The sequence below is a fragment of the Methylobacterium sp. WCS2018Hpa-22 genome (assembly GCF_031843785.1).
GTDB lineage: Bacteria > Pseudomonadota > Alphaproteobacteria > Rhizobiales > Beijerinckiaceae > Methylobacterium.
Genome location: NZ_JAVTJA010000001.1, coordinates 158,717 through 173,734 on the forward strand (window position 1 = coordinate 158,717; position 15,018 = coordinate 173,734).

14 protein-coding genes are annotated in these 15,018 nt (G+C 68.2%); 9 read left to right on the forward strand and 5 right to left on the reverse strand.

What is annotated here, in order from left to right:
• Positions 1-260 precede the first annotated feature (260 nt).
• Entirely contained in the window at positions 261-1,175 is a 915-nt protein-coding gene (locus RQI43_RS00695) for a UDP-3-O-acyl-N-acetylglucosamine deacetylase (RefSeq protein WP_311273885.1), read from the forward strand.
• A 21-nt stretch (positions 1,176-1,196) separates the two neighbouring features.
• Here RQI43_RS00695 and RQI43_RS00700 read toward each other — a convergent pair whose 3' ends face one another.
• Positions 1,197-2,132: an AEC family transporter gene (locus RQI43_RS00700; protein ID WP_311273886.1), complete on the reverse strand. Its 936-nt coding sequence runs from the start codon at positions 2,130-2,132 to the stop codon at positions 1,197-1,199.
• 107 nt (positions 2,133-2,239) lie between these two features.
• Here RQI43_RS00700 and RQI43_RS00705 point away from each other — a divergent pair, with 107 nt between their 5' ends.
• The 6 genes from RQI43_RS00705 to RQI43_RS00730 all read left to right on the forward strand — a co-directional run bounded on the left by RQI43_RS00705 (position 2,240) and on the right by RQI43_RS00730 (position 9,328).
• Positions 2,240-4,114 (forward strand): ABC-F family ATP-binding cassette domain-containing protein, encoded by a 1,875-nt coding sequence (locus RQI43_RS00705; protein WP_311273887.1) that lies wholly within the window; start codon positions 2,240-2,242, stop codon positions 4,112-4,114.
• A 72-nt stretch (positions 4,115-4,186) separates the two neighbouring features.
• A complete protein-coding gene (locus RQI43_RS00710) occupies positions 4,187-5,194 on the forward strand; it encodes an alpha/beta hydrolase (RefSeq protein WP_311273888.1) in 1,008 nt (335 codons plus the stop codon).
• 73 nt (positions 5,195-5,267) lie between these two features.
• On the forward strand, positions 5,268-5,702 hold the full coding sequence (locus RQI43_RS00715; RefSeq protein WP_056425465.1) for a heme-binding protein: 435 nt from the start codon (positions 5,268-5,270) through the stop codon (positions 5,700-5,702).
• A gap of 8 nt (positions 5,703-5,710) precedes the next feature.
• Positions 5,711-7,309 (forward strand): peptide ABC transporter substrate-binding protein, encoded by a 1,599-nt coding sequence (locus RQI43_RS00720; protein ID WP_311273889.1) that lies wholly within the window; start codon positions 5,711-5,713, stop codon positions 7,307-7,309.
• Between the two features lie 16 nt (positions 7,310-7,325).
• Entirely contained in the window at positions 7,326-8,249 is a 924-nt protein-coding gene (locus RQI43_RS00725) for an ABC transporter permease subunit (protein ID WP_311273890.1), read from the forward strand.
• The gene (locus tag RQI43_RS00730; protein ID WP_311273891.1) at positions 8,246-9,328 is read left to right on the forward strand and encodes an ABC transporter permease subunit; all 1,083 of its coding nucleotides are present in this window, start codon (positions 8,246-8,248) and stop codon (positions 9,326-9,328) included. The genes RQI43_RS00725 and RQI43_RS00730 overlap by 4 nt, the downstream gene beginning before the upstream one ends.
• A gap of 102 nt (positions 9,329-9,430) precedes the next feature.
• Here RQI43_RS00730 and RQI43_RS00735 read toward each other — a convergent pair whose 3' ends face one another.
• On the reverse strand, positions 9,431-11,155 hold the full coding sequence (locus RQI43_RS00735) for a sensor domain-containing diguanylate cyclase (protein WP_056453053.1): 1,725 nt from the start codon (positions 11,153-11,155) through the stop codon (positions 9,431-9,433).
• Positions 11,156-11,497: 342 nt separating this feature from the next.
• Positions 11,498-11,752, reverse strand: a complete 255-nt coding sequence (locus tag RQI43_RS00740) for a hypothetical protein (protein WP_056425126.1) — start codon at positions 11,750-11,752, stop codon at positions 11,498-11,500.
• Positions 11,753-11,876: 124 nt separating this feature from the next.
• Here RQI43_RS00740 and RQI43_RS00745 point away from each other — a divergent pair, with 124 nt between their 5' ends.
• Entirely contained in the window at positions 11,877-13,355 is a 1,479-nt protein-coding gene (locus RQI43_RS00745) for an MFS transporter (RefSeq protein ID WP_056425122.1), read from the forward strand.
• A gap of 33 nt (positions 13,356-13,388) precedes the next feature.
• Here the strand turns inward: RQI43_RS00745 and RQI43_RS00750 are convergent, their stop codons facing one another.
• Together RQI43_RS00750 and RQI43_RS00755 are read right to left on the reverse strand one after the other, a co-directional pair.
• A complete protein-coding gene (locus RQI43_RS00750) occupies positions 13,389-14,090 on the reverse strand; it encodes an SDR family NAD(P)-dependent oxidoreductase (RefSeq protein WP_311273892.1) in 702 nt (233 codons plus the stop codon).
• Between the two features lie 64 nt (positions 14,091-14,154).
• A complete protein-coding gene (locus tag RQI43_RS00755; protein WP_311273893.1) occupies positions 14,155-14,628 on the reverse strand; it encodes a nucleoside deaminase in 474 nt (157 codons plus the stop codon).
• A 143-nt stretch (positions 14,629-14,771) separates the two neighbouring features.
• On the opposite strand from RQI43_RS00755, the gene RQI43_RS00760 reads away from it, so the two are divergent.
• The gene (locus RQI43_RS00760; protein ID WP_056425115.1) at positions 14,772-14,975 is read left to right on the forward strand and encodes a CsbD family protein; all 204 of its coding nucleotides are present in this window, start codon (positions 14,772-14,774) and stop codon (positions 14,973-14,975) included.
• Positions 14,976-15,018 lie beyond the last annotated feature (43 nt).

Consider the following 15,018-nt stretch of genomic DNA (forward strand, 5'->3'; position numbering starts at 1 on the left):
GGCTGCGGCTTGGCCATCGGACAGGAGAATGAAAACCCTCATCGCGCGCAGTTTACCTGCCTTTGCAACTGATCTGGGTTAAGCTAAGCGCACGCACAGAATGAACCGCCTGTCTGATGACAATCCCGGTTGATCGCGCTGGGACCCGAGACATGCTGGTGAGCTCTGCGTCATCGACGGACGTTGAAGATTCAAACCATCTGCCGGGGCCATACGGGATTGGGCCGGGATTCACCGCGACGCCGCACGACGCCATAGCGATGTTCGCTGCCCCATCGATCCAGGCCGTGCGCGAGGTGGCGCTACCGTCCGCTCGCCCCCGGCAGGCGACGCTGTCCGCGAGCTTCTCTCTGACAGGTTACGGCCTGCATACCGGGCGTCGCGTCACGGTCACCGTCGCGCCCGCCCGTGACGACCACGGCATCGTCTTCCGGCGAAGCTTCAGGCGAGCGCGCACCGTCGATGTGCCAGCCTTATGGACCTTTCGCGAGACGCAGCCACTCTGCACCGCCTTGCGATCGTCCGAAGGACCGCTGGTCCGCACCGTGGAGCATCTCCTGGCCGCGCTCGCCGCGTATCGCATCGACAACGCACTCGTTTGCCTCGATGCGGAGGAACTGCCGATCTTCGACGGCGGCGCCCTGCCCTGGTGCCAGGCGTTGCGTGCGAGCGGTCGGACCGAAAGCGACACGCCTTTGCGCAGCATCCGCGTGCTGCGGCCCGTCGAGGTCCGCCAGGATCACAGGACGTTGAGGATCGAGCCGGCCGACGCGCTTCATCTCTCTGGCCGTCTCGAACTCTCCCATTTCGATGCCATGCAATGGTCGGGCACGATCACGCCGGAGGTGTTTACCCAGCAATTGGCCCCGTCGCGCAGCTTCGGACGGGCCAAATGGGCGATTCCGGCCAAGATCTACGGCACACTCCTGCGCAAGCCGCTGCTGCGGGGGGCGAACCTCTCCTCGACTGCCTGTATCGTCGGCGGGCGGATCATCGGCGGGATGACCGTGCCCGACGAACCGGTGCGTCACCGAATGCTCGACCTCGTCGGCGATCTCGCGTTGGCGGGACGGCCGATCCTCGGCCGTATCGAGGCGGCGCATACCGGGCATGAACTGAACCACGCCCTGGTCGCGGCCCTGATGAAGGATCCCGCCGCCTGGGAACTGGTCTGACGCGAATCCCGCGGGTGGGGCTCAGCCGATCCCGGTCAAAGCCAGAACGAGGGCCAGGACGAGGGGGAGCGCCGCCCCGGCGATCACGGTCTGGGTCGCCGTGATCCCCGCCATCAAAGGTGCGTCTCCTCCGAGCTGGCGCGACATGATGTAGGACGATGACGCGGTCGGCAGGGTCTGGAACAGCAGGGCCGTCACCGCGGCGGGACCCTTGAGCCCCATGGCGAGGCAGGCGAGGATCGTGGCGGCCGGCATCAGCCCGAACTTGATCAGGGACGCCACCGCGACCGGCCTGATCCAGCTGCGCGCCGACCCGAAATCGAGGGCGGCTCCGACGCAGAGCAGGCCCAGCGGCAGCGAGGCCTGGCCTAAGGCCCGCAGCATCGGCTCGAGTCCCGGTGGCAGGCCGAGCCCCGAGGCCTGGAGTGCGATGCCGCCGAGGCTGCCGATGACAAGAGGGTTGAGGACGATCTGCCGCGCGAGGCCGAGGGCCGAAGGCCTCCCTGCCGTGCCGAAACGGGCGAAGATCAGCACGCACAGGACATTGACCGTCGGGACGATCGCGGCGTTCGCCACCGCCGCCAGTGCGATGCCCTGAGCGCCGTAGAGACCGGCCGCCGCCGAAACTCCCACGTAGTTGTTGAAGCGGATCCCACCCTGGAACACCGAGGTGAAGGCCGGTCCGCCGAAGCCGAGGCGTGGTCCGGCCGCCAGCGTCAGACCCGCCACCGCCAGGGTCGAGAGAACCAGGACCAGGGCGAGCGCACCGACGGGGACATCGGCGAGTTGCGCGGTGGCGAGGCTGTCCAGAAGAAGGCTCGGCAGCAGGACGTAATAGGCAAGGCGTTCGGCCTGCGGCCAGAAGCTTTCGGCGAGGAAGCCGAGGCGGCGCAGGGCCGCGCCGAACCCAATCAGGAGAGCAATCGGAAAGAGGGCAGCGAGAAGCGTCAGCGTCATGGCCGCCCGATTACAACGCTCTGCCTCCGCCGGATACGGCACCCCCCTGCCCGTCCCTTGGCGACGCTCCCCTTGCAACCCTCGCCTTGCGCCGCCAGAAGCCTTCCATGCTCCGCGTCAACGACCTCACCTACCGCATCGGCGAACGTCTGATCCTCGACGGCGCCACTTTCGTCATTCCGGACCGGGCCCGCGTCGGGCTCGTGGGCCGCAACGGCGCGGGCAAGACGACGCTGTTCAAGGCGATCCTCGGTGAATTACCCACCGAGGGCGGCACCGTTTCGATGCCCAAGGGCATGCGCATCGGCGCCGTGGCGCAGGAAGCTCCGGCCGGCCCTGAAACGCTGCATTCCGTCGTGCTCGCTGCCGATACCGAGCGGGCGCGCCTGATGGCCGAAGCTGAGCACGCCGATGGCCTGCGCCGGGCCGAGATCGAGACCCGGCTCGTGGATATCGAGGCGCATTCGGCGCCCGCCCGCGCCGCCGCCATCCTGCACGGCCTCGGCTTCGACGCGGAGGCGCAGGGGCGGCCATGTTCCGATTTCTCGGGTGGATGGCGCATGCGCGTGGCGCTGGCCGCCGTGCTGTTCTCCGAACCCGACCTGCTCCTCCTCGACGAGCCCACCAACTACCTCGATATCGAGGGGACGATCTGGCTCTACGACTACCTGGAGCGTTATCCGCGCACCGCCGTCATCATCTCCCACGACCGTGACCTGCTCGACGAATGCGTCGATCACATCCTGCATCTCGACCGCGGCAAGCTCAGCATCTACCGGGGCGGCTACACCTCCTTCGCCCGGCAGGTCGCCGAGAAGCGCGTGCTCCAGTCGAAGGCGAAGGCCAAGCAGGATGCGGAGCGGGCGCATCTCCAGAGCTTCGTCGACCGGTTCAAGGCGAAGGCCACGAAGGCGCGCCAGGCCCAGTCCCGCGTCAAGCGTCTCGCCAAGATGGAGATCATCGCCTCGGTGATCGAGGACGACGTGCCGGCCTTCCGCCTGCCGAGCCCGGAGCGTCCGCTCTCGCCGCCCATCGTCGCCATGGAGCGGGTGCAGGCGGGCTACCCGGACCGGATCGTGCTCTCGGGGCTCAACCTCAGCCTCGCCCCCGACGACCGGGTCGCGCTGCTGGGCGCCAACGGCAACGGCAAGTCCACCTTCTGCAAGCTCATCGGCGGGCGCTTGCCCCCCTTGAGCGGCGAGATGCGGCGCTCGGGCAAGATGGAGGTGGCGTATTTCGCCCAGCACCAGCTCGACGAATTGCGGCCCGCCGAGAGCGCCTACGCCCATGTCCGCGACCTGATGCCGGACGTGCCGGAATCGAAGGCGCGCGCCGCCGCCGCCCGCCTCGGCTTCTCGGGTACGAAATCCGAGACGCCGGTCTCGCAGCTCTCGGGCGGTGAGAAGGCGCGCCTGCTGATGGGCCTCGCGGCCTTCAAGGGGCCGCATCTCCTGATCCTCGACGAGCCCACCAACCACCTCGATATCGAGAGCCGGCAGGCCCTGGTGGAAGCGATCAACGATTACGAGGGGGCGGTCATCCTGGTGAGCCACGACCGCTTCCTGGTGGAGGCCTGCGCCGACCGGCTCTGGCTCGTGGCGAACGGCAGCGTGAAGGCCTTCGACGGCGACATGGACGATTACCGCCGCTTCGTCCTCGCGGGTCCCGAACGCGAGGCGGAGAAGGGCGCGTCCGAGGCCGCCGGCGGAGTGAAGGCACTGGAGCGCCGCTCCAACGCCGACCGCCGCGTGGCTTTGGCCCCCCTGCGCAAGAAGCTGGAGGGCGTCGAGGCGCGGATGAAGAAGCTCACCGACGCCATGACCAAGATCGACGCGGCGCTCGCCGACGGCACCGCCTTCCAGACCAATGCCGCCAAGGCCGGAGAACTCGCAAAGATGCGCTCCGACGCCGCCGCCGCGCTGGAGGCGGCCGAGGAGGAATGGCTGGAGCTCAGCGGCGAGATCGAGGGCGCGACGGCGTGATGCGTCCGGCGGCCGGGATCAACCGGCGCCGCCTCGCGTTTCCCGCACCCGATCCATCACGCGGACGACCCTATGCCCGACCTGATCCGGCGCGATCGATCCCTGCCCCTCGCCGCCAAGCTCGCGTTGCTACCTCTCGGTGCTGCCGGCGCGTGGATCGCCTATAGCCGTTTCGGGATCGACCACCACCAGACGCTCCACCCGGCCCTGCCCGGCCGGCATGAATGCCTCGAGACGCCGGCCGGTGGGATCGGCCTATATGGGAGCGCGTCCGCGCCCGGCGTCCCGCTGCTGCTGATCCACTCGGTGAACGCGGCGGCCAATGCCTACGAGGTTCGCCCGCTCTACCGGCATTACGCGGGGAGCCGCCCGGTCTACGCGCTCGACCTGCCGGGGTTCGGTTTTTCCGAGCGCAGCGACCGGGTCTACACCCCACGCCTGATGTCCGATGCGATCCGGGCCGTCACCGCCGAGATCCGACATCGGCATGGTGGCGGGGAGATCGATGCCGTCGCCCTGTCCCTATCCTGCGAGTATCTCGCCGCTGCCGCTATCGAGGAACCGGGCGCCTATCGCAGTCTCGGCCTGATCAGTCCGACCGGCTTCGATGCCCGTTTCGTCGGCAGGCACCGCGACCGGACCCGGCACGGTGGGGCCGTCGCCCGCACCATGCTGAACGCCCCGCTCTGGGGGGAGCCGCTGTTCGATCTCCTGGTGAGCCGGCCGAGCATGCGCTTCTTCCTGGAAAAGACCTGGGGCTCGAAGGACATCGACGAGGGTCTGCTCGCCTACGACTACGCCTCCGCCCATCGTCCTGGCGCCCGGCATGCGCCGTTCTCGTTCCTGTCCGGGGCCTTGTTTCCCGATCCGCCGGGCCGGCTCTACGATGCGCTATCCCTCCCGGTCTGGATGATCCACGGGGTGCGCGGGGATTTCGTCGATTACCGCCATGCCGACCGTGTCGCCGGCCGCCCGAACTGGACCGTCGACGTGCTCCCCACCGGGGCCTTCCCGCATTTCGAGGATATGCCGGCGGTGGCACGACGCTACGATGCGTTCCTGGCCGATCGCGTCGCATGAGGCCGGGGCTGGTCCGGCGCCGCGGGGCGGGTTACGTCGGGACCGACCCGTAACAGATCGCCCCGGTAAGCCGATGCCCGACCTGACCCTCGCCGCCGCCCAGACCATCGTCGCCACCGCCCTTAAGACGGCCCGCTCACACAGCCTGAAGCCCCTCGCGGTGGTGGTCTACGATGCGCGTGGAGCCCTGAAGGCGCTGGGCGCCGAGGACGGGACGTCGCTGCGCCGCGCGGAGGTCGCCATGGGCAAGGCCAATGGCTGCCTGGCGCTCGGCCTCGGCGGACGCGCGATCCACAAACGGGCAGAGGAGCAGGCCTATTTCGTGGCGGCCGTGAGCCATCTCGTCGGTCCGGCCGCGCTGGTGCCGGTGCCGGGCGGTGTCCTGATCCGCGATGGCGATGCGGTCATCGGCGCCGTGGGCATTTCGGGCGATACCTCCGACAACGACGAACTCTGCGCGCTCGCCGGGATCGAAGCCGCTGGATTCACCGCGCAGACCGGCGCCTGAGCGCCGCCATGCGCCCCGACCGCCGGGCCTGCCTCCTCGGTGGCGGTGCTCTGCTCGTGGCTGGAACAAGCTCGGCGCGCGCGACCGGCGGGCCGGTCTACCGGCGCGGTAACGATGCCGATCCGGAAACTCTCGATCCGCATAAATCCTCCACCGTGGCGGAGGCGCATATCCTGCGCGACCTCTACGAGGGGCTGCTGACCTACGACAATCACGGGGCCATCATCCCGGGTGCGGCGACGCATTGGACCGTCTCGGACGACGCCCTGACCTACACGTTTCATCTGCGCGAGGACGGGCGCTGGTCGAACGGCGATCCGGTCGTGGCGGCGGATTTCGTCTTCGGCCTGCGCCGGATCCTGCACCCCGCGACGGCGGCGAAATATGCCGAAGTGCTGTATCCGCTGAGGAACGCCCGCGCCGTGAACCAGGGCGAGGCGGCGCCGGAGAGCCTCGGCGTGACGGCGCCGGATGCTCGGACCCTCGTCATCACCCTCGACCGGCCGACGCCCTACCTCCTCGAACTCCTCACTCACCAGACCTCGCTGCCGGTGCATCCGCCTTCCGTCTCGCGCTTCGGCGATGCCTTCACCCGGCCGGGCAACCTCGTCAGCAACGGTGCCTACGCCCTCGTCGATTGGGTGCCGAACGACCGTATCACACTGACACGCAACCGTTTTTTCCATGCGGCGGCCGGCGTCTCGATCGAGACGGTGGCCTTCCTGCCGACACCGGATCTCTCCAGCGCGGTCCGCCGCTACGCCGCCGGCGAGATCGATTCCCTCGCCGACCTGCCGGGGGACCAGATGGCCTCGCTGAAGGAGAGGTTCGGCGGTCAGGTCGTCCTCGGTCCGTCGCTCGGGCTCTATGCCCTGGCCGTCAATATCCGGAAGCCCCCGTTCGACGACGTCCGGGTGCGACAGGCCTTGTCCCTTGTGATCGATCGTGAATTCCTGGCCGAGAGGCTGTGGGGCGAGACCATGGCACCGGCCTATTCCCTCTGCCCGCCGGGCCTCGACAATTACCGCACGTCGCCGGAACTCGCCGGGCGGAACGCGATGCCCATCGACCGTGAGGAGGAGGCGCGGTCACTCCTCGCCGCGGCCGGCTTCGGGCCCGGCGGCAAGCCCCTCCGGGTCGAGTATCGCTTCAACAGCACCGACAACAACCGCAACGCGGCGGTCGCTCTCACCGACATGTGGCGGGGCATCGGCGTCGAGACGCGCCTCGTCTATACCGATGCCAAAACCCATTTCGCCCACCTGCGCGACGGCGGTGATTTCGATGTGGCCCGCATGTCCTGGGTCGCCGATTACTCCGATCCGCAGAATTTCCTGTTCCTGCTGGAGACCGGCAATGACGGGCTCAACCCCGGCCGTTACAGCAATCCGGCCTATGACGGGCTGATGCGCGAGGCGGCCGCCGAGCGGGATCTCGCCAGGCGGGCCGACCTCCTGTTCCGGGCCGAGGCGATCATCCTCCACGAGTTACCGTGGATCCCGGTGCTTCACACCCGGTCGAAGGCACTGATCTCGGCCCGTCTCACCGGCTATCACCCGAACCCGCGCAACGCGTCGCCGACGCGTTTCCTGAAGCTCGACGCGTGACGGGCGGGATCCCGGCATGATCGGCTTCGTCCTGCGCCGCCTCGCTCAGGCGATCCCGACCCTGTTCCTCGTCGTGACGGGCAGCTTCTTCCTGATCCGCCTCGCCCCCGGTGGACCCTTCGACCTGGAGCGTCCGCTGCCGCCGGCGGCGATGCAGAATCTCGCCCGTGTCTACGGCCTCGACCAGCCCCTCATCGTCCAATACGGCCGCTACCTCGCCGCGCTGATCCAGGGCGATCTCGGCCCCTCCTTCTCGTTCCGCGACCTGACCGTGGCCGACCTGTTCGCGCGTGGCCTGCCCGTCTCCATGACTCTCGGCGGCCTCGCCCTCCTTCTGTCCCTGAGCGTGGGAATCGGCCTCGGAGCCTGGGCGGCGTTCCGGCGCGGCGGAGGGATCGACCGGGCCATCGGCCTTCTCGCCGGGCTGACCCTGGCGATCCCGACTTTCGTCGTGGCGCCCCTGCTCCAGATCGTGTTCGGCCTGAGCCTGCGCTGGTTGCCGGTGGGAAGCTGGGAGGGTGGAGCGCCCTCGCATCTGGTGCTTCCCGTGCTCACCCTCGCGCTGCCGCAGATCGGCGCCATCGCCCGGCTGACGCGGACGTCCCTCAACGAGACCCTGAACGCCCAGCCGGTCCGCACCATGCGCGCCATGGGCCTGCCGCCCCGACGCGTCGCCCGCCATGCCCTGCGCGGAGCGCTGCTGCCCGTGGTCGCGATCCTCGGGCCCGTGGCGGCCGGGCTGCTGACGGGGTCGGTGGTGGTGGAGACGATCTTCGGCTTGCCCGGGATCGGGCGGGCCTTCGTCGATGGGGCGCTCAACCGCGACTACACCCTGGTGATGGGCACCGTGATCCTCGTGGGGTTGTTCGTCACCCTGCTCAACATCGTCGCCGACATCGCCTGTGCGCTCCTCGATCCGCGCCTGAGGCACGGGCGATGAGCCGCGTTTGGACCCGGTTCGCGCGCAACCGCGGTGCCCTCGCCGCCTCTTTGATCCTCGTCTCGATGATGCTCGCATGCCTCGTCGGACCGTTCCTCACCGGCCACGAACCGGGGCGGATCTATCCCGATCTCGTCCGCATCGCGCCCGGCCTCGCCGCTCATCCCGAACCCGGAGACGTCGGTCCGGCGCTGGCCCGCCTCGCCTTCCGCATGCGGGTCTCGGTCTCGGACGTCACCGTTTCGGGCGACCGCGTGCGCATGGTGGTGTCTGACCCGGCCAGGCCCGTCGACGAGCGCGTCCTCGCCTATCTCCCCCGGTCCGACCTGTTCGGCCACCCCCGCATCGTCGAGCGTCTCGACGAGGGTCGCCGCCTCGTCGTCGAGGCGCCGCTCGGCCGCCTGCGCTTCCTCATGGGAACCGACATGCTGGGGCGGGACCTCCTCACCCGCAGCCTCGTCGCGGGGCGGGTCTCACTCCTCATCGGTGGCGTCGCCACCGCCGTGGCGCTGCTGATCGGGATCGCCTACGGCGCGGCGGCCGGCTACCTCGGCGGCGTGGCCGATGCGGTGATGATGCGCATCGTCGACATCCTCTACGCCCTGCCCTTCGTGTTCTTCGTCATCATGCTGCTGGTGTTCTTCCGCTCCGGATTGGGGCTGATCCTGGTGGCGATCGGCGCGGTGGAATGGCTCGACATGGCCCGCCTCGTGCGCGCCCAGACCCTGTCGCTACGCGCCCGCGACTTCGTGCGTGCGGCCGAGGCGCTCGGGCTTTCGACACCGGCCATCCTCTGGCGCCATATCGTCCCGAACACCCTCGGTCCCGTCACGGTGGCGGTGACCCTGCTCGTGCCCAAGGTGATCCTGCTGGAGAGCTTCCTGTCGTTCCTCGGCCTCGGGGTGCAGGAGCCGGCCACCAGTTGGGGGGCGCTGATCGCGGACGGCGCACGCACCCTCGAATCCGCCCCGTGGATGCTCGCCGGCCCCGCCGCCTTCCTCGTCCTGACCCTCATCGCCCTCAACACGATCGGCGACGGTCTCGCGGATGCCCTCGACCCGCGTCTCTCCGAGACTTGATGGCCTGGCCGAGAACGCGCGAGCGCCCCTCGTCTGCCGCAGGCGGTAGCCCTGCGACGCGCGCCGGCAGGAGGCGGGCGGCCGACCCGTCGACGAACGGGGCTACGCGACCGAACGCAGATCGTCGATGTCGATCTCGAACGTATGCACGCAGTTGCGGCCGCGGGATTTCGCCTCGTAGAGGGCGCGGTCCGCGCGCTCGATGATGCGGTCGATGTCCGTGTCGAATTTCTCCGCCTCGGCGATGCCGATGCTGATCGTCGCCAGGAGGCGATCGTTGTCGGCCTCGAACACCGTGCTGGCCACGGTCTGTCGGATACGCTCCGCGATGATCGCGGCACCGGCGGCATTGTTGTCGTTGAGGAGAACCACGAACTCCTCGCCCCCGAACCGCGCCACCTTGTCCGTGGTCCTGATCGTATCGTTGATGATGGTGCCGACCTTCCGGATCACCACATCCCCCGCCGGGTGGCCGTAACGGTCGTTCACCCGCTTGAAATGATCGATGTCGATCATCAGCACCGAGAGGGGGCGCTGATAGCGTCTGAAATCGCCGAGGGCGTCCTTCGCGAGGGGCAGGAACGCACGCCGGTTCAGCAGGCCCGTGAGGGCGTCCCTGTTCGCGATCAGCTTCATGGCCTGAAGATCGGCGCCGATGCGCTCGATCCTGTCCTGGGCGGCTCGGACGGCCCGCGACGCTTCGAGTTCCACGTCGCGTGCATCGGCTTCGGCGGTGCCGATCCGTCGCAACAGGGACCTGACCGCGGCGGACAGGCGCAACACTTCGGGGGAGCCCTGGACGCGCTCCGTCATCGTCGCATTTCGCTCGCGGCCGATCCGGTCGACCGCATCCGTGAGACGCGCCAGCGGGCGGCTGAGGCGCGTCACCACGAGGAAAATGCCGAGCGTGCCGAGCGCGCCCGCGCCGAGGCCGACCAGGGTGATGAGGACGGTTAGCCTGTGGGCACCCGCGAGGGCCGTCTGCACCGGCTGGAGGGCCACGACGATCCATCCGAGGCCAGCATAATCGCCCCGCCCCCTCGTCGCCGAGACGGCCGCGAACTGGTCTCCGCCGGGGCCGCGCGCGATGAAATGGCCGGCGGCGAGATCGGCGGGCGAATACGGATGGGTGCCGAGCGCCGGTCCCATGAGGACGCGGCCGGTCCGGTCGAGGACGACGACCTCCTCCTTCAGTTCGGGGCGGCGGGAGGACAGGACCTCCCGGCGCACCCCGTCGGCCCAGCTCCAGCTGAGATGGCTTCCCAGGACGCCGATGGTCCGGCCCGACGCGTCGATGACGGGCGATGCGAGATCGACGAACCGGAAGGGCGTTCCGTCGGCATTGGGTTTGAGCAGAGTCTGCAGCAGGGCCGCGAGATGGACGTCCTCGGCCGCCGCGCCCTTGATTCCATCGATGAACCAAGGACGCTGGCCGACATTCGCACCTTCCAGGATACCGCCGGTCGCAGCCCGAACCTTTCCGGTCTCGTCCGCAAAGCCGATCCAGGCATAATCCGGGAAGGTCTTCTGCATCGATTGCAGGACGTTGCGGAGACTCCCGGTATTCTCCATCCAGTGAGGCTGCAGCGGATCGAGCGCGGCCACGTTGCGGATCTCGCGCAGGCGTTCCGCCATGTCCTGGTCCAGACGATCGGCAACGGAGCGTGCGACCTGCAATAGCGCGTTCTCGGCCATGTCGGTGGCCTGCGCGCGCGCCAGCAAGGCGGATCCCAGCGTGACCGCGGCCACGATCGTGAGGCCGACCGCCCCAGTGACGAGGCTGATCTGATGCCGCAGCGAGATCTTGTTGGCGAGCCGTTCCAGCATCGTTACCGATCCTTTAATCAGACCGGACCTTGCAGCCCACGGGCTTGCGAGACCGTCAACCGGTAGAGTCAATTTTTCCTATAACATGCAACTTCCGTCAGTGACCGGACAGTGCGGCGTCGCGTGGTCGAACGACAATCCGCGCTCGCCCCTCGTATCGGTCCTCAACCCGTTCGTGGGTGTCGAGATCTTAAGCGAGATGACGGAGCGAGGTCTTTGAATGATATCTTTGCGGTCGGGAGCCGATAGTGCCGATCGGCAAATGACAACGATGATTCTTGTTGTGTGAATCATCGCGACAACCATGATCGGTCTTGTCACGATGGGCTGCCGGCCGGGTCGTCATTGGGCAGGCAGGAGCCCGGGATAGACCACCCGCACGGCACGCCGTTCCGCCGGGATGTCGGCCGCCGGGCGATCCTTCGCCACCGTGCCGGTGCTTCCCGTCATCGTCACGTCGGCGGGGCGAAGGCGCCAGCGCTCGGCGCCGCTCGGTTGGCTGCGCGAGATCTCCGTGGCGCGTAGGGACGTCGGCACGATCGCGACGGCCGTAAGGGCCGTGGTGGCGAGAATGACGGAGAGGAGGCGGGAATACATCGGAGGCGGCACCCGGAGACGAGTACCGTGAGTGAAGCGTGAACAGGTAAAGACGCCGACGGAACCGCGACGCTTGGCCGTTCATTGCCAACAGCAATCGTATCCGGTGGTTAACGAGGCGTCGATGACGAGTATGGTCGAAGCAAAGTCGGGCTCTCCCGCGCCCGAGCGGGTTCCGATGGGCACGGTGATCGATACCGATATTTCCGCTCGTCTCGACCGTTTGCCCTGGGGACGCTTCCACGTTCTCGTCATCGTGGCGCTCGGCATCACCTGGGTGCTCGACGGCCTCGAAGTCACCCTGGCGGGCTCGCTCGTGGGCGCCCTGCGGGCCGAGCCCATGAGCTTCACCGAGTTCGATATCGGTCTGGCGGCGAGTTCCTATCTCGTCGGTGCCGTCGTCGGGGCCCTGGGCTTCGGCTGGCTCACCGACCGGATCGGCCGCAAGAAGCTGTTCTTCATCACGCTGGCTCTGTACCTCGCCGCTACCGCGGCCACCGGCCTGTCCTGGGACATCTACAGCTTCTGTATCTTCCGGTTCCTCACCGGCGCGGGCATCGGCGGCGAATACACCGCCATCAACTCCACCATCCAGGAACTCGTCCCGGCCCGCGTGCGCGGCTGGACCGACCTCGTCATCAACGGTTCGTTCTGGATCGGGGCGGCCTTGGGCTCCTTCCTCTCCATCGCGGTTTTGCGCCCCGGCATGATCGACCCGGCCTGGGGCTGGCGCATCGCCTTCTTCGTCGGCGGCGGTATCGGCCTCGTGATCCTGCTGCTGCGGACATGGATCCCCGAGAGCCCGCGCTGGCTCGCCACCCACGGCTACGTCGCCGAGGCGGACCGGGTCGTCACCAGCATCGAGAAACGCTTCATCGACGAGGGCATCACCCTGCCGCCGGTGGACGAATCGAAGCGGATGAAGCTGAGGACGCGCAGCCACACGCCGCTCAAGGAAGTCTTCGGCACCATGCTGGTCGGCTATCGAAAGCAGACCCTGGTGGGCCTCGCCCTGATGATCGCGCAGGCCTTCTTCTACAACGCGCTGTTCTTCACCTACGCCCTCGTGCTCCAGCGCTTCTACGGGGTGCCGGGGGACCATGTCGGCTGGTACCTGCTGCCCTTCGCGCTCGGATCGTTCCTTGGGCCGCTGCTCCTCGGTCGGCTGTTCGACACGATTGGCCGCCGCCAGATGATCGCCTTCACCTACGGCATCTCGGCGGTGCTACTCGCCATCACCGGCTACCTGTTCAAGATCGAGGTGTTCGGCCCCGTCGGCCAGACGGCGGCCTGGATGGTGGTGTTCTTCTTCGCCTCCGCCGCCGCGAGCGCCGCCTATCTCACCGTCGCCGAGACCTTCCCCCTGGAGATCAGGGCGCTCGCCATCGCGGTGTTCTACGCGCTCGGCACCGGCATCGGCGGCGTCTCCGGCCCGCTCCTGTTCGGCGCCCTGGTCGAGACGGGGTCCCGCGACAACGTGCTGATCGGCTACGGCATCGGTGCCGCTCTCATGCTGATCGCCGCCATCGTCGGCGGGGTCTGGGGCACGGCCGCAGAGGGCAAGTCCCTGGAGGATGTCTCGAAGCCGCTGGCGGCGGCCTGATCGCCGGCCGGTTCCGGGGCGCTCCCAAGTGCCTCAGAACCGCTCGACCCAGGGACGCAGCGCGATCTCGGAGGTCCAGGCGCTGCGGTCCTGGCGCAGGACGTCCCAATAGGCCGAGGCGATGGCATCGGGATCGAGCAGGCTGTCGGGCGCATCCGCCGGCTCCGGGCGCTTAGCGCTGCGGATCCCGCCGTCGATGACGAAATGGGCGACATGGATGCCCTTCGGCTGGAGTTCCCGCGCGAGGCTCTGCGACAGGCCGCGCAAGCCGAACTTGCCCATGGCGAAGGCGGCAGATTCGGCATGGCCCTTCACGCTGGCCGAGGCTCCGGTGAGCAGGATCGCGCCGTGGCGCCCCGGCAGCATGCGTCGTGCGGCGGCCTGGGCGACGAGGAAGCCGCCGAAGGCCGAGACCATCACCGACTGACGCACCGCGTCCGGGTCGAGATCGACGATGGGGCCGCGCAAGCGACCGCTGGCATTGTAGACCACCACGTCGGGCGGGCCCCCGAGCGCCGGCTCCATCCGGGCGAACAGAGCCTCCACCTCGGCCGGATCGGCGGCATCGCAGGCATGGATGGCTGCCCCCGTCTCGGCCGCCAGCCCTTCGAGTTTCCCGACGTTGCGCGAGGCGAGGCCGACCCGCAGGCCTTCACGGGTGAAACGCCGGGCCAGCGAGGCGCTCAGGCCCTCTCCGGCACCGACGATGAGGGCACGCAGATAGGTCGCGATCATGGGGTCTCTCCGGGACGCAGGATTCGGATGCTCGCCGTTTGTACGATGGGTAAGGCGTCTCGCGTCAGCCCTCCCGCCTGTCGCGAAAGAAGTCGCGCAGGAGCTTGGCCGCCTCCGCCTCGCGCAAGCCGCCATAGACGTCCGGCGCGTGGTGGCAGGTGGGCTGGTTGAAGACCCGTGGCCCGTGCTCGACCCCGCCGCCCTTCGGGTCGAGGGCTGCGAAATAGACCCGTCGGATGCGCGCGAACGAGATGGCGCCCGCACACATCGGGCAGGGCTCCAGGGTGACGTAGAGGTCGCAGCCGATGAGGCGCTCGTCGTCGATGGCGGCGCAGGCGGCGCGGATCGCCAGGATTTCCGCATGGGCGGTGGGATCGCGAAGCGCCCGTGGGCGATTGTGGGCAACGCTGAGGACGAGGCCGTTCCGTACGATCACGGCGCCGACCGGTACTTCGCCCTCCCCGGCCGCGCGGCGGGCGGCGTCGAAAGCGAGGCTCAACGGGTCGGTCGCGGCCTTCGAGGAAATGGGCGCAGTCACGATCGTCGAGCCCAAGCCTTTGTATTCGTTGAACGAAGGAAACGGTCGAGATCCCGTGATCCGGCCCGGCAGGAACATCGCTGAGGCTGAGCCGTTTCATCTCCAACGCGGCCAAGGCCGCAGGATCTTATCAGGAGCAGACGATGAGCAGCACCACTGACAAGATCAAGGGGCTCGCCAACGAGGCGGTCGGTAACGTGAAGCAGGGCATCGGCAATGCCACGGATAACGACAAGCTCAAGGCCGAAGGCAAGGCCCAGGAATTGAAAGGCGATGCCCAGAAGACCGTCGGCGACGCCAAGGACGGCGTCAAGAACGCTGCCGACACGGTGAAGAGCAAGCTCTGAACCTCGGCTTCCAGCCCGACTGGATCATGAAAAAGGCAGCCGA